Annotated in this window: 13 protein-coding genes; 5 read left to right on the top strand and 8 right to left on the bottom strand. The window is 65.8% G+C overall.

What is annotated here, in order from left to right; genetic code table 11:
• Positions 1 to 2: 2 nt before the first annotated feature.
• Positions 3 to 563, bottom strand: coding sequence for an NUDIX hydrolase (locus tag CH306_RS08455; RefSeq protein ID WP_045200652.1), 561 nt, complete (start codon positions 561 to 563; stop codon positions 3 to 5).
• A 101-nt stretch (positions 564 to 664) separates the two neighbouring features.
• Here CH306_RS08455 and CH306_RS08450 point away from each other — a divergent pair, with 101 nt between their 5' ends.
• Positions 665 to 2,131 (top strand): CCA tRNA nucleotidyltransferase, encoded by a 1,467-nt coding sequence (locus tag CH306_RS08450; RefSeq protein ID WP_045197755.1) that lies wholly within the window; start codon positions 665 to 667, stop codon positions 2,129 to 2,131.
• A 51-nt stretch (positions 2,132 to 2,182) separates the two neighbouring features.
• Here the strand turns inward: CH306_RS08450 and CH306_RS08445 are convergent, their stop codons facing one another.
• The 3 genes from CH306_RS08445 to CH306_RS08435 are packed head-to-tail and all read right to left on the bottom strand — an operon-like array spanning position 2,183 to position 5,979.
• Positions 2,183 to 3,679 (bottom strand): DUF4185 domain-containing protein, encoded by a 1,497-nt coding sequence (locus CH306_RS08445; RefSeq protein WP_094646247.1) that lies wholly within the window; start codon positions 3,677 to 3,679, stop codon positions 2,183 to 2,185.
• Positions 3,680 to 3,738: 59 nt separating this feature from the next.
• A complete protein-coding gene (locus tag CH306_RS08440; RefSeq protein WP_094646246.1) occupies positions 3,739 to 5,025 on the bottom strand; it encodes an MFS transporter in 1,287 nt (428 codons plus the stop codon).
• Positions 5,026 to 5,049: 24 nt separating this feature from the next.
• The gene (locus CH306_RS08435) at positions 5,050 to 5,979 is read right to left on the bottom strand and encodes an NAD-dependent epimerase/dehydratase family protein (protein WP_094646245.1); all 930 of its coding nucleotides are present in this window, start codon (positions 5,977 to 5,979) and stop codon (positions 5,050 to 5,052) included.
• Between the two features lie 117 nt (positions 5,980 to 6,096).
• Here CH306_RS08435 and CH306_RS08430 point away from each other — a divergent pair, with 117 nt between their 5' ends.
• The gene (locus CH306_RS08430; protein ID WP_045197748.1) at positions 6,097 to 6,786 is read left to right on the top strand and encodes a TetR/AcrR family transcriptional regulator; all 690 of its coding nucleotides are present in this window, start codon (positions 6,097 to 6,099) and stop codon (positions 6,784 to 6,786) included.
• 86 nt (positions 6,787 to 6,872) lie between these two features.
• A complete protein-coding gene (locus CH306_RS08425; protein ID WP_032396966.1) occupies positions 6,873 to 7,490 on the top strand; it encodes a YqgE/AlgH family protein in 618 nt (205 codons plus the stop codon).
• Between the two features lie 64 nt (positions 7,491 to 7,554).
• Here the strand turns inward: CH306_RS08425 and CH306_RS08420 are convergent, their stop codons facing one another.
• The 4 genes from CH306_RS08420 to CH306_RS08405 are packed head-to-tail and all read right to left on the bottom strand — an operon-like array spanning position 7,555 to position 11,355.
• Positions 7,555 to 8,916 (bottom strand): glutamate decarboxylase, encoded by a 1,362-nt coding sequence (locus CH306_RS08420; RefSeq protein ID WP_094646244.1) that lies wholly within the window; start codon positions 8,914 to 8,916, stop codon positions 7,555 to 7,557.
• A gap of 33 nt (positions 8,917 to 8,949) precedes the next feature.
• Positions 8,950 to 9,951 (bottom strand): bile acid:sodium symporter family protein, encoded by a 1,002-nt coding sequence (locus CH306_RS08415; protein WP_094646243.1) that lies wholly within the window; start codon positions 9,949 to 9,951, stop codon positions 8,950 to 8,952.
• Positions 9,952 to 9,960: 9 nt separating this feature from the next.
• Positions 9,961 to 10,941, bottom strand: coding sequence for a DUF1648 domain-containing protein (locus CH306_RS08410; RefSeq protein ID WP_094646242.1), 981 nt, complete (start codon positions 10,939 to 10,941; stop codon positions 9,961 to 9,963).
• A 9-nt stretch (positions 10,942 to 10,950) separates the two neighbouring features.
• Positions 10,951 to 11,355, bottom strand: coding sequence for an SdpI family protein (locus CH306_RS08405; RefSeq protein ID WP_032397343.1), 405 nt, complete (start codon positions 11,353 to 11,355; stop codon positions 10,951 to 10,953).
• A gap of 68 nt (positions 11,356 to 11,423) precedes the next feature.
• Here CH306_RS08405 and leuS point away from each other — a divergent pair, with 68 nt between their 5' ends.
• Positions 11,424 to 14,246, top strand: a complete 2,823-nt coding sequence (gene leuS, locus CH306_RS08400; protein ID WP_094646241.1) for a leucine--tRNA ligase — start codon at positions 11,424 to 11,426, stop codon at positions 14,244 to 14,246.
• Positions 14,247 to 14,368: 122 nt separating this feature from the next.
• Positions 14,369 to 15,607, top strand: a complete 1,239-nt coding sequence (locus tag CH306_RS08395) for a lipase family protein (RefSeq protein ID WP_179273135.1) — start codon at positions 14,369 to 14,371, stop codon at positions 15,605 to 15,607.
• Positions 15,608 to 15,611: the final 4 nt, after the last annotated feature.

The following is a 15,611-nucleotide window of genomic DNA, read 5'->3' as shown; positions in this document are numbered from 1 at the left end:
GATCACTTCCCGCCGGGGATGGATGCGCCCGAGTTGCCGCTGCTCATGTCGTCGATCAGGCGGGTGGCGATGGCGGCGAGTTTGCGTTCGTCGGCGTAGGCGAGCCTGGACGGTAGTTCGGTCAGCGGAACCCACGCGACCTCGGTCACTTCGAGGTCCTCGTCCGAGAGTTCGCCGCCCAGGAATCGGAGCAGGTAGTGGTGGACGGTCTTGTGGACGCGTCGGCCCTCGGTGACGAACCAGTAGTCGATGCTGCCCAGCGAGGCCAGGACGGTACCGCGGATGCCGGTTTCCTCGGCGACCTCGCGCATGGCGGTCTGTTCGGCCGTTTCGCCCTGCTCGATGTGTCCCTTGGGCAGGGACCAGAGGAGGCGTCCGCGACGGTCGGTGCGGCCGATCAGGGCGGCGCAGCGTTTGGCGGGCGGCCCGTCGAGGCCGTCGACCACCAGGCCCCCTGCCGAGGTTTCGCGGACGGTCCTCAGCTTGGGTGCTTCGGTGTCGGCGCGTGCCTGACGCCGCCGCGGGTTGCGGCGGCTCCTGTTCGCACGTTCGGCAGCAGACACCCAATCCATACTAGTTGCCTGTGCGCACTCTTCTACCGTGCCGCACCGCGCGGTGAAGGCCGGGACAATCGTTGGGCTCGGCGCAAGTAGGCTCTTCCACCGTGGCCGATCAGTCCCTGTCCTCCGTTTCCGCCGAGCACACCGATGCCCGCCGGGAGAGGTTGCTGGCGGGAGCTGCTGTGACGCTGCGCGAACTCGCTCCGGTGTTGACTCCGCTCGGTACCTTGTTCGCCGCAGCCGGGCACGAGCTGTACCTCGTGGGTGGCACGGTGCGCGACGCAGTTCTCGGCCGACTCGGAACCGATCTGGATTTCACCACCGACGCCAGGCCCGAGAACGTTCAGGCGTTGCTGTCGGGCTGGGCGGACCATCAGTGGGACACCGGCATCGCGTTCGGGACGATCAGTGCGGCCAAGGACGGCCAGACGATCGAGATCACCACCTATCGCACCGACTCCTACGATCAGGTCTCCCGTAATCCCGAGGTGCAGTACGGCAACAGCCTCGAAGAGGATCTCGTGCGCCGCGATTTCACCGTCAACGCCATGGCGGTGCGTCTCGGAGCCGACGGCGCCCAGGAATTCGTCGATCCGCTCGGCGGGATGGATGCGCTGCTCGAGGGCGTTCTCGATACCCCGTCGGCACCGGAGGTCTCGTTCGGCGACGATCCGTTGCGGATGCTGCGGGCTGCGCGGTTCGTCTCCCAGCTGGGCTTCTCGCTGATGCCTCGGGTGCACCGAGCCATCGAGGACATGGCGGATCAGATCGATCGCATCACCGCCGAGCGAATCCAGGTGGAGCTGGACAAGCTGATCCTCGGCGCGCACCCGATCGACGGCATCGACGTGATGTGCGAGACGGGTCTGGCGCAGCGCATCCTTCCCGAGGTGCCCAACATGAAGCTCGAGATCGACGAGCACCACCAGCACAAGGACGTGTACTCGCACTCGTTGACCGTGCTGAAGCAGGCGATCGATCTGGAGGACGGCGATCCGGATCTCGTATTGCGTTGGGCTGCACTGCTGCACGACATCGGCAAGCCCGACACCAAACGCAACGAGCCGGGCGGCGGAGTCAGCTTCCACCACCACGAGGTCGTGGGTGCCAAGCTGGTGCGAAAGCGTATGCGCGCCTTGAAGTACTCGAAGAAGATGATCGAGGACGTCTCGCATCTGGTGTTCCTGCATCTGCGGTTCCACGGCTACGGCAAGGGTCAGTGGACCGACTCTGCCGTCCGCCGCTACGCCACCGATGCCGGCGAGCTACTTCCCAAGCTGCACAAGCTGGTTCGCGCCGATTCGACGACGAGAAACAAGCGACGAGCTGCGGCACTCCAGGCCACCTACGACGACCTGGAAGAACGCATCGCCCGCATCGCCGAACAGGAGGACCTGGCTCGGGTGCGGCCCGACCTCGACGGCAACGCGATCATGGAGCTGCTGAACATCCCGGCCGGACCCGATGTGGGCAAGGCCTGGAAGTACCTGAAAGAACTGCGCCTGGATCGGGGACCGCTCTCTCGCGAGGAGGCCGAGGCCGCGTTGCTCGAGTGGTGGCCCACCCACTAGGCGCGTCCCGCGCACGTGCGCGAAAGTTCTTAGCCCACTACGAATTTCCGCTCACGACGAGCGCAGCTCGGCCTTGACCAGATAGACGTTGTAGCTGTCCCACTCCGAGACGGTGAAGTACAGCTCGTCCGCCGTCGACCACGGGTGAACGAAGCCGCCGTAGGTCTTCGGGTACTCGGCGGTGTCGATCAGGGTCGCCGGCGCGGTCCACTGCCCCTGCGGCGAATTCGCCTCGCGCAGAACGATATCGCCGCGCAGTGGATCGAGATACGTCATCCGCCAGAGGTCCCGGGCCTCGTCGTGATGGACCGACAGTTCCCCGGCCATACCGTCGGCGATGGGGGTGGCCTCGTTCGAGCCGACGGGAGCCCAGGTGCCGTTCACCCAGTACTGGTAGGCCGTCTTGTTCAGCACGTCCGCCTTCGGGACGCGCGCGAGCCCCACCTGTCCGACGCGACCGTTGACGGTGCCGAACATGTACACGTACTCCCCCGCCGGGACCATCGTCGACACCTGGAACTTCGAGAAGCCGAAGACGTTGTCCCACTTGGCATGCTCGTCCTTGACCCAGGTGGACCCGTTGTCGTCCGAGTAGGCGATACCGCCGTAGTTGGTCCACCACATGCCGGGGATCGTGCTCCAGCGTCGAATGGACATGTAGGACATGTACTGTCGATCGTCGATCGCGAACCCGGAGGTGGGGATGACCGTGGTCTCCCAATTCTCGATCTTGCGCGAGGGCAGAAGTTCGGCTGCGTGGCAACGCGAGTCCTGCACCATCGAGTCCAGGGTCATGCCGTCGGACAGGTCGGTGTCGGTGCTGTGTCCCAGTGCGTTGGATCGCCAGTCGTCGCCGCCGACGACGCCGAATTCCCACCCTTTGCCGAACGAATCGCCGAATGCCACTGCGATCTCGCCGGGCTTGCTCTCCCACATGATGCCGAGATCGGTGCCGTCGACCTGCCAGCGCTTGTCGGTGCGGTTCTCCGATCCCGGTCCGGTCACCTGCGAGACGACCTCGACGTGTCCGACGGCAGGTGCCGCGGGTGGCATCGTCGTCGGTCCGGGCTCTGCTGGGGTGACGGCAGGAGCGGGCGGCGGGGTTCCCGGGGTACCGCCGGGACCGGGGATCGGGATGGGAATGGTTTCGGGTTGCGGGTCGATCTCGATGCGGGGGAACGGCAGATGGTCTGCGGAGCCCGATGCCGGTGAATCGGTGTCGTCGGTGAGATCGGGGCACGGGTCCGCACACGGGTCGGTCAGCACATCGGCCTGTACGCGGGTGTTGTTCGGGGCCGGGTCGGGCACCGGCACGAGTTCGATCGACGGGTACGGCACGGGGATCACCACGCGGTCCGGCAACGGCGGCAACTGCGGTGGATTGCCGGGTCCGATGGGCTCGGGTGGGTAGTCCCTGGGGTCGAAACCGGTTTCTCCACAGGAGTTCACCGGCGGAGGCGGGGCCGCGAACGCCGGCGGCGCAGCAAGGACGGCCGTACCTGCAGCGACTGCCAGTATGCAGCCGAGCGATGTCGTACGGCCCTGCATGTGTTGCCCCCGTGATCTCCGACGATACTCATCGGTCCGGTACGAGAAGATACACCACGTCAGAGGCGTGCGCGCCTGGTGTCGATCACCGCTGCGGCCAGGCCGAGGGTATAGATTGCCGCCCCGACGAACACCAGCGCGTGTGCACTGGGGTCCTGGCTCAGATCGGTCGTGTCAGGGCCGACGGCGAAGGCCGCAGCGGCGAGGGCAGAGACGAATGCCACGTTGAACACGGTGTCCTGCAACGCGAAGACGCGTCCGCGGTGGGCGTCGTCGATCTCGATCTGCATGGCGGCGTCCCCGCTGAGCTTGACGGTCTGCCCGGCGATGCCCAGGAGGAAGGCTCCTATCAGCAAGCTGGTCTGTGTCAGGGCGGAGACGGCTCCGAGCTGCGCCGCGATGGCGAGCACGAGAGCGGAGGCAATCGTGCGGGTGCGCCCCAACCGGGGAACGACGAAGGGGGTTATGACAGCAGCGAGGAACATGCCGGTGGCGGTGGCACCCACGGCTATGCCGAAGCCGGCGAGTCCGCCGGGCAAGCTGCTCGCTGTCGTCTCGCGAAGAATCAACACCATGATCAGGGTGTTGATGCCGAACACGATGCGGTGTGCGCCGATGCCGATCATCGCGGTCGTGACGCCGGCCGAGCGCCAGACGGCCTGTGCGCCCGATTTCAATCCTGTCGCAACGTCTTTCACAGTACTGTCGGTTCGGCTCGGGGTTCCCGGTCCCAGTGATCGGGGCCGAAACCGTGCCGCCGCGAGAGCGCCTGCGACCGAGCCGGTGGCCGCCAGACCCACGGCGATCCCCGAGCCGACATCGCCGGCACCGACGATGCCGATCACCGCGACAGCCAGGCCGGCACCCGCGGCGGCGAAACCGGAGCCGACGGTTGCAAGGACCGAGTTCATCGGCACCAGCCACGACTGCCGAACCACGTGAGGAAGCGACGCCGACGCTCCGGCGAGCACGAACCGGCTGAGCCCCACGGTGGCCAACGCCAGCAGAAGCAGTGGTGTGGAATCGACCCCACTGCACAGCAGTCCTGCCGTGGCCATGATCAGAACGATGCGAATCAAGTTGGCCCACAGCAGGACCGAGCGGCGATCCCAGCGGTCTAGCAATGCCCCGGCGAACGGTCCGACCACTGAATACGGGACGAGCAACACCGCGAATCCGGCCGCGATCTCGGCCGGGTTCGTCGCACGCTCCGGGTTGAACAGAATGGCACCGCTGAGCGCGGCCTGGAACAACCCGTCGCCGAACTGACCGGCGAACCGAACTGTGGTCAGCTTGCCGACTCCCGGGGACCGGCGCAGTCGGGTACGGAAGGACGCGTCGCTCACCGACGGGACTCTAGCCCCCGCGCGTCATGCGGAGACAGCGGGAGTCGAGGCCCACCACGCCATCGTGGCGGCCGTACCGTCGACGAGTGACGTGGGCTGCTGCCCCAGGATGCTCTCGCTGCGGCTCGAGTCGAGGACATAGGGGTAGCGGAACTGATACAGCGTGTCGCCGAGTTCCTTCATCGGGCCGGGCACCAGCCTCAATGCGCGCATCACCCAGGCCGGAATGACGCCGACCTTGGGTGCGGTGAGTCCAGCTGCAGCGGAGAACATCTCGATCATGGATCGCTGCGATACCGCGGGACCTGTCGGGGCATGCAGGACGGTGTTCCACAGCGATGGCGACGCCGCGGCGGTGATCATCGCGGCTGCCAGATCCGGGACGTAGGTGAACGAGTGGGGTAGATCGGCGGAGGCGACGACGCGGATCGGCTTGCCGGCCAGGATGGGCGCAATCACCCGCTCCCCCATGTGGGAGGTCAGCACGCGCGGTCCGTAGAAATCCGAGGCGGCGACGCTGACGGTGGGGGTCGCGTGCGCATCACGCGCAGCGAGGAGTTCGGTACGTACTCCCAATTTCCGGAACGTCGCGTCTCGGGGCGAGTCCTCGCGGATCGGTCCGTCGACCCGGCCGTAGGCGTAGAGACTTTCGGGGAACGCGACGACGGTGCCCGCGGCCGCGTCGAGCACCCGCTTTTCCATCGCTTCGAGCTTGTCCCGCCACACCTTGTCCTCGTAGGCGACGTGGGTGCAGTGGTAGATCGCGGTGGCACCGCTCAGATGGGGTCGAAGATCGTCGGCTTCGATGTCGACGGCGCGGCGTTCGATTATCGGATGATCCGGTCCGCTACCCGACCGGGTGAGGACGCGCACCGAGTGGCCCTGTGCAGCAAGTTGTTCGGCGACGGTCCAGCCGACGGGCCCGGCTCCGGTGACGACGTGTAGTTCGGTCATGACTGCTCCAATTCGATAAACGAGAGCGGTGCTCTCTGATGTATCGAGTGTGCACCCGTGGCGGCAATAAATCAAGAGCAGTGCTCTCTAAAAAGAGCGGCAGTTACTGTGAGAGCCATGGCGAGCACCCCCCGCACCCGAGCCCGTGCGCAGACCTTGGCCGACATCACGCGGATCGGACGCGAGCACCTGGCCGCCGACGGTGCCGCGGCCCTGTCGCTGCGGGCAGTCGCCCGGGACCTCGGCGTCGTGTCCTCCGCCGTCTACCGGTACGTCGCCAGCCGCGACGAGCTGCTGACCCTGCTCGTCGTCGACGGATACACCGAGCTCGGGGACGCTGTCGACGCGGCGGTGGACGCGGTGGACAGTCCCAGGGAGAAGTTCCTCGCGCTCGGCCGGACGGTTCGACAGTGGGGACTGCGGGAGCCGGCGCGCTACGCGTTGCTGTTCGGCAGCCCGGTGCCCGGCTATCACGCGCCCGCGGAGCAGACCACTGGGCCGGGCACGCGCGTGATCACCACGTTGGTGGCCGTCCTCCACTCGGCGTGGCAGACACGTCGACCGGACGTCGAGGCCGATCCGCCGGAGCTGGCGTCACTGCACGGAAGCTTCGAGGACATCCGTGCGCAGATGGAGACGGATCTGCCCGACGGGCTGATCGCACTGGGAGTCATGGTGTGGGCGTCGCTGTTCGGGGCCATCAGCTTCGACGTGTTCGATCAGTACGGTGCCACGACGTTCGCCAACAGGGACGACTTGTTCGAGTATCAGTTGGGACTTCTCACCGAGATCGCCGGGCTCCGGTAGGGCCGAGGCGGGAGTGGAGCCCGCGGAACGACCCATGGAAACTGGCCGCGGTGCTTGCGCCACATCGGCGGGTGCGCGGTGCCACAATGGCTAGCGTGGCATCGCATGCGGAGGAACCCGAGGACCAGACGACATCGGCCTTGCGCGATGTCCGCCCAGGCAGCCTGTTGGTGTCGTCCATCGAACTGGTGGAGCCCACGTTTCGGCGCACCGTCATCTACATCATCGAACACAACGATGCGGGCAGCCTCGGTGTCGTGATCAACCGTCCCAGCGACACCGCGGTGCAGAACGTGTTGCCCAACTGGTCCGAGCTGGCCGCCAAGCCGCAGGCGCTGTACGTCGGTGGCCCGGTCAAGCGCGATTCGGCGCTGTGCCTGGCGACGCTGCGGACCGGCGTGTCGCTCGACGGTGTTGCCGGTCTACGACGCGTCGACGGCCGAGTGGTGATGGTCGATCTCGATTCCGATCCTGCCGATATCGCCCCACTGGTCGAAGGTGTCCGCATCTTCGCCGGGTACTCGGGGTGGACGTTCGGCCAGCTCGAAGGTGAACTGGACCGGGAAGACTGGATGGTGTTGTCTGCCTTGCCATCCGATGTGATCGGTCCACCACGCATCGACCTGTGGGCCCATGTGTTGCGTCGGCAGCCGATGCCGTTGGCGCTGCTGGCATCCCATCCGATCGACGTCGACCGGAACTGAGTGCTACGCAGTGGTGCGGTCAGGTGCCACCCAGGGCACTCAAGCGCACCACTGCCGCAGGCACTCAGTGGGAGAAGGCCCTCGCGTTCGAGTGCCCGCCTGATTTCAGTCCGTCGATCACTTCGTCGATGGCGCTGCACAGCATTCTGCCCAGATCCGCGCTGAAACCCTCTCGGACAACGACTCTGAGAACTGCGACGTCGGTGGCGTCGTCGGGCATCGTGTATGCCGGCACCTGCCATCCACGGGCGCGTAGTTCGTGGGAGACGTCGAAGACCGTGAAGTCGCAGTGATCCTTCAGCATGAACGACAGCACCGGGATCGCAGATCCGTCGGTGACGACCTCGACGTCGGGATGTTCGTCGAGATGCCTGCTCACACGAACGGCCGTGTCGCGCAGTGCTTTCATGATGTCGGTGTATCCGGATCTGCCGAGTCGCAGGAAGTTGTAGTACTGCCCGATCACCTGATTACCCGGCCTGGAGAAATTCAGGGTGAAGGTGGGCATGTCTCCGCCGAGATAGTTGACCCGGAACACGAGGTCCTCGGGAAGATCTTCCTTGGTGCGCCAGACTGCGAATCCGATTCCCGGATAGGTCAATCCGTACTTGTGGCCGCTGGCATTGATCGACTTGACCCGCGGCAGCCGGAAGTCCCATTCGAGATCCGGGTCGAGAAACGGAACGACGAAGCCGCCGCTGGCCGCATCGACATGGACCGGGACGTCCGGGCCTCCGCTCGACGCGATCCTGTCCAGTTCCGCGCAGATCTCCTGCACCGGTTCGAGTTCTCCGGTGAACGTGGTGCCGAGAATCGCGACGACGCCGATGGTGTTCTCGTCCACTGCATCCCGAACCTGCTCGGGGGTGATGACGTAGCGTCCACGTTCGACGGACAGATACTTGGGCTCGACGTCGAAGTAGCGGCAGAACTTCTCCCACACCACCTGAACGTTGCTGCCCAACACCAGATTCGGCGCGGCCGTTCCGGTGCCCTTGGCTCGCCAGCGCCACTTGAGTGCCAACCCGGCCAGCATCACGGCCTCACTGGACCCGATGGTCGACACGCCGGTGGCCGACGACGGGTCCTTTCGGTCGAGTCCGGGCGCGTGGAACAGATCGGCGACGATGTTGACGCAGCGCTCTTCGATGGCCGCGGTGGACGGGTATTCGTCCTTGTCGATCATGTTCTTGTCGAACGTCTCCGCCATGAGCTTCTCGGCCTGCGGATCCATCCACGTGGTGACGAACGTCGCCAGATTCAGGCGCGAGCTGCCGTCGAGCATCAGTTCGTCGTGGATGTAGCGGTATGCGGCTTCCGGATCGAGTTGGTCCTCGGGAAGTCGCAGTGCGGGTACGGGATTGGTGGCGAGGCGGCCGGTGTAGGCGGCAGAGACGACGCCGTCGGTGTGCAGTTTCCTGGTCATCGTCTTCTCCCGAGTTCTCGACTGGTTTTCAATCTAGTCCGCGACGCGGGCCACGGGGCCCAGTTCCGATTCCGGCCGTCGCGCGAAATGCTGCGCGATCACGGTGCACACCATCAGCTGGATCTGGTGGAAGATCAACAGCGGCAGCACGATCAGTCCGACGGGTTGGCCGACGAACAGCACCGCCGCGATCGGTAGCCCGCTGGCCAGACTCTTCTTGGATCCGCAGAACAGCAGCACCAATCGATCCTCGAACGTGAAGCCCAACAACTTGCCTCCGTACCAGGTGATCGTGAGCACCAGGGCGAGCAACGCGGCGCACACGGCGACGACGACGCCGATGCGCCACACCGCTACCGACGACCACACGTTCTGGTTCATCGATTCGCTGAAGGCGGCGAAGACCACCAGCAGGATCGAACCGCGGTCGACGAGTTTCGTCGGCGCGCTGTGTCGGGTGAGCCATCCGGTCACCCAGGGCCGGATCAGCTGACCGACGGCGAACGGAAGCAGCAGTTGAAGAGCGATATCGAGTACCGAGCCGGGGTCGATGGTCACGGAACCCGTGGTGGTCATCAGGGCGATCACCAGCAGTGGGGTGACGAACACGCCGATGATGTTGGAGAACGATGCACTCACGACAGCTCCGGCGACGTTGCCGCGGGCGATGGAGGTGAAGGCGATCGAGGACTGGACGGTCGAGGGGACCAGGCACAGAAACAGGATTCCGGTGTAGAGGTCGTCACTGATCACGCCGGGAGCGAGAATCCGCAGCGCAAGCCCGAGCGCGGGGAACAGCAGGTACGTGCACGCCAGGATCACCGAGTGCAGCCGCCAGTGTTTGACGCCGTCCCAGGCGTCGCGCGGCGAGAGCCGCGCTCCGTAGATGAGGAACAGCAGTGCGATGGCGATGCGCGTGATCCAGCCGAGGACGTCCTCCGCCGTGCCGGTGGCAGGGAAGAGGCTTGCCAGCGCGGCGACCGCGAAGATGCCCAGCAGGAAGGGATCCAGCACGGTATCCCGCAACAACTTCACTCGGCTAACTTAATCCATCGTGGTGCTGCGGGTCCGATCGGTGAGGGTGTTGAGGGTTCCCGCGATGATCGCCGCGTCGGCAGACCCGATGGTGAGCCGGTCCCCGTTCGCGAACGTGACGAAGGCCGCGGGCCCGGCTTCGGTGGCGACGGCGTAGTTGCCGCGTCCCTTGGCCCGTAGACCCCAACCGCCGAACTCCTTCGACGGGTCCACTGTCCGAACGGACGAGCCGGTGATCTCGTCGATGTCGTAGTCGAACGCGGCCATTCCCAGACTCGATACGTACAGGCCGTCGCTGTCGACGTGCACGGTGAAGCGCAGCAGAGACAGGATGAGAATGGTCAGCGGGGCGAACAGGAAGATCGGCCACAGCGAGCTGGACAGGTAGCACGTCAGAGCAGCGCCTGCCAGAGATACCGCCGCGACGGTCGTGCCGGCGACTCGACTGGCGCCGACATGGACGACCAGGGGCAATTCGGGATTGCACCGCGGCAGATCGGAGTGCGGCGGCGAGGTGGCGAGAACGCGCTCGCGGTGGTCGCGCAGCCGCGATGCGCCGAACAGTCCGGCCGCGAAGCCGGCGACGGTTCCCACCGCCATGGCCCAACCGGGGATGGTGACGCTCTGCGCGGTGGCCATGTCGAGTTCACGGACGAGGGTCGCGATCTGCAGAACACCGATGGTCCCGACGACGGTCAGCCCGATGATCAGCATCGTGCGACGCATGATCAGCAGCACCCGAGCGAGTGATGCGACGGCACTGCACCCGCCGCCCACCAGCACGATCACGATGGCGAGGGTCCAGGCGTTGGAGAGCGGGTCGGCGAAGTCGTCGGGTTCGGTGCCGCTGAAGTGCGTGGCGACCTGCTCCGGCAGACGGTCCTGCCACAAGTACGCGAGGACGAGACCGAGAGCAGCGACGACCAGAGGTCCGAGAACACCGAAGACGACCCCGGCGGGATCGAACGTGCGGGCAGCCCTCGATTTCATCTGCTCGGCTCAGCTCGGCTGGCAGGCGTCCTTGAGGCTGCACGAGATGCACGAGCTTCCGCATCCGTCCGCCTCGGCGGGTGGCGGAACGGCCGCTGCTGCGCGGGCCCCGATGGTCCCGCCGGCTGCGGCGATGAACAGCGCGGCCACGAGGGCAACGACGACGCCGACGACAGCGGCGATACCGCTCAGTGCGAGAGCGGCCACGGCGCCGATGGCCAGTACCAGAGCCGATGCGGCGGTGGTGGGGCCTGCGACGCGGTTGGCGAGGGTGAACGTCTCGTCGTCACGCATGGCCTCGGCGGTGCGGACACCCGCGAAACGGTTGCGTGGCAGCCGGCCCAGCAGTGACGCGACAGCGACAGCGCCGACGACGAGGGCGAGCACGAACAACACAACCGAGACGATGACCACCTGGCCAGGATACGGCGCAGCAAGGTCCTGGTACCAGGCGGGCCGCGTCACACTTTAGGCTGGTAGGTGTGACCGATTCCGTTGAAGCACCCACCGAGTCCGCCCCCGAGTACCGCTACACGGCCGAACTCGCCGGGCACATCGAGGAGCAGTGGCAGGACCTGTGGGAGACGCAGGGCACTTTCGACGCGCCCAATCCGGTCGGAAGCCTCGCCGGAGACGTCCCGAAGGACAAACTCTTCGTCCAGGACATGTTCCCGTACCCCTCGGGCAGTGGGCTGCATGTCGGTCACCCCCTCGGCTACATCGCCACCGACGTCTTCGCGCGCTATCACCGCATGCAGGGCCGCAACGTGCTGCACGCGCTGGGTTACGACGCATTCGGTCTGCCGGCCGAGCAGTACGCCGTGCAGACGGGCACGCACCCGCGCAGCACCACCGAGGACAACATCACCAACATGCGACGCCAACTGCGTCGGCTGGGTCTCGGGCACGATCGCCGGCGGTCCCTGGCGACGACGGACGTCGACTTCTACCACTGGACGCAGTGGATCTTCCTGCAGATCTTCAATGCCTGGTTCGACGTCGATCAGAACAAGGCGCGTCCGATCTCCGAGCTGGAGGCGGCCTTCGCCTCGGGCGAGCGGACCCTCGACGACGGCCGCTCCTGGGAGTCGCTGACCGTCGGTGAACGCCGCGAGGTGATCGACGGTTTCCGTCTGGTGTACGAGTCCAACTCGATGGTCAACTGGTGCCCCGGTCTGGGTACGGTGCTCGCCAACGAGGAGGTCACCGCTGACGGACGCAGCGATCGTGGAAACTTCCCGGTGTTCCGAAAGAACCTGCGGCAGTGGATGATGCGGATCACCGCGTACTCGGACCGCTTGGTCGACGATCTCGAGTACCTGGATTGGCCCGAGAAGGTCAAGACCATGCAGCGCAACTGGATCGGGCGCTCCCGCGGTGCGCAGGTCTCCTTCTCGAACATCGAGGTGTTCACCACTCGTCCGGACACGCTGTTCGGTGCCACCTACGTGGTGCTCGCCCCCGAGCACGAGCTGGTCGACGGCATGGTGGCCGAACAGTGGCCGGCGGACGTCTCCGAGAAGTGGACCGGCGGAGCCGCAACCCCCGCGGAAGCCGTTGCGGCATATCGCGGTTCGATCGCCGCCAAGTCGGATCTGGAGCGGCAGGAGAACAAGGAGAAGACCGGCGTCTTCATCGGTGCCTACGTGAAGAACCCGGTCAACGGTGAGCAGGTGCCGGTGTTCATCGCCGACTACGTGCTGACCGGCTACGGCACCGGCGCGATCATGGCCGTCCCCGGACACGACGCACGCGACTGGGAGTTCGCGACCGCGTTCGGTCTGCCTGTGCGCGAGGTCATCTCGGGCGGAGACGTCACCGAGGCGGCATACGTCGGCGACGGTGAGTTGGTGAACTCCGACTTCCTCGACGGCCTGCCGGTGGACGAGGCCAAGGCCGCCGTCATCGCGCGACTGGAAGCCGACGGCACCGGCCGCGGCACCATTCAGTACAAGCTGCGCGACTGGCTGTTCGCTCGTCAGCGTTACTGGGGCGAGCCCTTCCCGATCGTCTGGGACGCCGAGGGGAACCCGCACGGGCTGCCGGATTCTGCTCTGCCGGTGGAACTTCCGGAGGTCGAGAACTACGCACCCGTCTCGTTCGATCCCGACGACGCGGGCTCCGAGCCGTCTCCGCCGCTGGCCAAGGCCTCCGAGTGGGTCAACGTCGAACTCGATCTGGGCGACGGGCTGCAGACCTACACCCGCGACACCAACGTGATGCCGCAGTGGGCCGGTAGCTCCTGGTACCAGCTGCGCTACATCGACCCCACCAACTCCGAGGCCTTCGCGGACCCGGAGAACGAGAAGTACTGGGTCGGACCGCGTCCGGAGATCCACGGACCCCACGATCCCGGCGGAGTCGATCTCTACGTCGGTGGCGTCGAGCATGCGGTGCTGCACCTGCTGTACTCGCGCTTCTGGCACAAGGTGCTGTTCGATCTGGGCCACGTCAGCTCGAGCGAGCCGTACCGTCGCCTCTACAACCAGGGCTACATCCAGGCCTACGCTTTCACCGACGCTCGCGGCGTCTACGTGCCCGCGGCCGAGGTGATCGAGCGCGACGGTGGCTACTTCCACCAGGACCAGCCCGTCAACCGTGAATACGGAAAGATGGGTAAGTCGCTGAAGAACTCGGTCTCCCCCGACGAGATCTTCGCCGAGTACGGTGCCGACACCCTGCGCTTCTACGAGATGTCGATGGGACCGCTGGACACCTCGCGGCCGTGGGCGACCAAGGATGTCGTCGGCGCGCAGCGCTTCCTCCAGCGAGTGTGGCGACTGGTGCTCGACGAGGTGACCGGCGAGGTCCGCGTCACCGACGCCAAGCCCACCGAAGACACGTTGCGGGTACTCAACCGCGTGATCGACGGTGTACACGCGGATTACGCTGCGCTGCGCGACAATACGGCCGGCGCCAAGCTGATCGAGCTGACCAACCACATCACCAAGGCGTACCCTGACGGTGCGCCGCGCGGGGTCGTCGAGCCGCTGATCCTGATGCTCGCCCCGCTGGCACCGCACCTGTCCGAGGAACTGTGGAGCAAGCTCGGTCACGAGAAGTCGTTGGCGCACGGGCCTTTCCCGCGCGTGGAGAAGAAGTGGCTCGTCGCCGACACCGTCGACTACCCCATCCAGGTCAACGGCAAGGTCCGCAGCCGCATCACCGTCCCCGCAGATGCGACGAAGGACGACGTCGAGAAGACTGCGCTGGCCGACGAGAAGATCGTGGCCCTGCTCGACGGCAAGGCCCCGACCAAGATCATCGTGATCCCGGGTCGAATGGTGAACATCGTCCTGAAGTAACCCAGCCTCCGCCGAACTCGAAGTCATGGATGAAAATCTGGCGATTTCCGTCCATGACTTCGAGTTCGCGGGGGTTTAATTGTTCCATGTCACTGGCTGGTAGAAGCTTTGCAATGAGGCTGATGGCCTCGGTCGTTCTACTCCTCGGTTCCGCATCATTCGTCAGTGTCCCTGTGGCACAAGCAGATCCGGGGCCGGGCTCACCGATTCCCGCCGACGATCCGTTCTACGAGTGGGACGGCGGCCTGGACGTCTCCCCGGGAACGGTGCTTCGGTCGAGGCCCATGACGTTCCGTACCCCCAGCCAGCCGACGCCGATCACGGGTAGCCAGGTTCTGTACCGAACCACCGACCAGCAAGGTGACGGCGTCGTCACGGTCGCAACTGTGCTGCGGCCCTTGGTTCCCGGGCCGACGCGGATCGTCTCGTACCACATGGCCTACGACGCGCTCGGCTCTCAGTGCAATCCCTCGTACACGCTCAGCGGCGGGTCGACGAGTCCCATTGCCGGCGCGGAACAGGCGGTCATTGCCGGCTACCTCGCAGCCGGCTACACCGTCGTCGTACCGGATTACGAGGGTGAGGAGCTCGAGTGGACGATCGGGCGGCAGTCGGGCTACGCAGCGCTGGACGGCGTTCGTGCGGCCCAGTCCTTTCTGGGGCTTCCGTCGAGCACGCCCGTCGGCATGGTCGGGTACTCCGGTGGATCCGTGCCGACGCAGTGGGGTGCCGAAATCGCTCCCGAGTACGCCCCCGAGCTGAACCTCGTCGGTGCGGCGGCCGGCGGGCTGCCCGTCGACCTGGCTCACAACCTGCCGTACGTCAGCGGAAACAAGCAGTGGGCGGGTGTCATCCCGGCACTGGTCGTCGCCTACGAACGTGCATACGGCCTCGACCTGAACAGTTTCATCTCCGACTACGGCCTCGATGTCATCGATCAGGTCGATCAGGAGTGCATCGCGCAGTTCGCCGACGACTATCCGACGCTCACCGACGCGTCGATGGTCAAGGCCCCGTACACCTCACTGCTGGACGTACCCGAGGTCGTGGCGGCGATCGACGACAACATCATGGGCAGTCAGGGCACTCCGCGAACGCCGATGTTCCTCGCTGTCGGGCACGCCGATCCGATCGGCGACACGATCATGATCACCGGCGACGTGCAGGGGCTGGCGTACGCATACTGCGGGCGGGGCGTCGATGTGCAGTACGCACAGTACGACGGCCTGACGCACAGTGATGCGTTCCCGGTGTTCGAGGCGCAGAGCCTGCAGTTCCTGACCGAGCGATTCGCCGGTGGGCCGACGCGCAGCAACTGTGCGACCGTCCCGCCCGGCAACGCCCTGACACCGACCACCTGATTCG

Origin of the sequence: Rhodococcus sp. 15-725-2-2b (genome assembly GCF_002259075.1) — a bacterium.
Taxonomy (GTDB): Bacteria; Actinomycetota; Actinomycetes; order Mycobacteriales; family Mycobacteriaceae; genus Rhodococcoides.
Note: the sequence above shows the minus strand (reverse complement) of the source record. Positions and strands in the feature narration are given on the sequence as shown.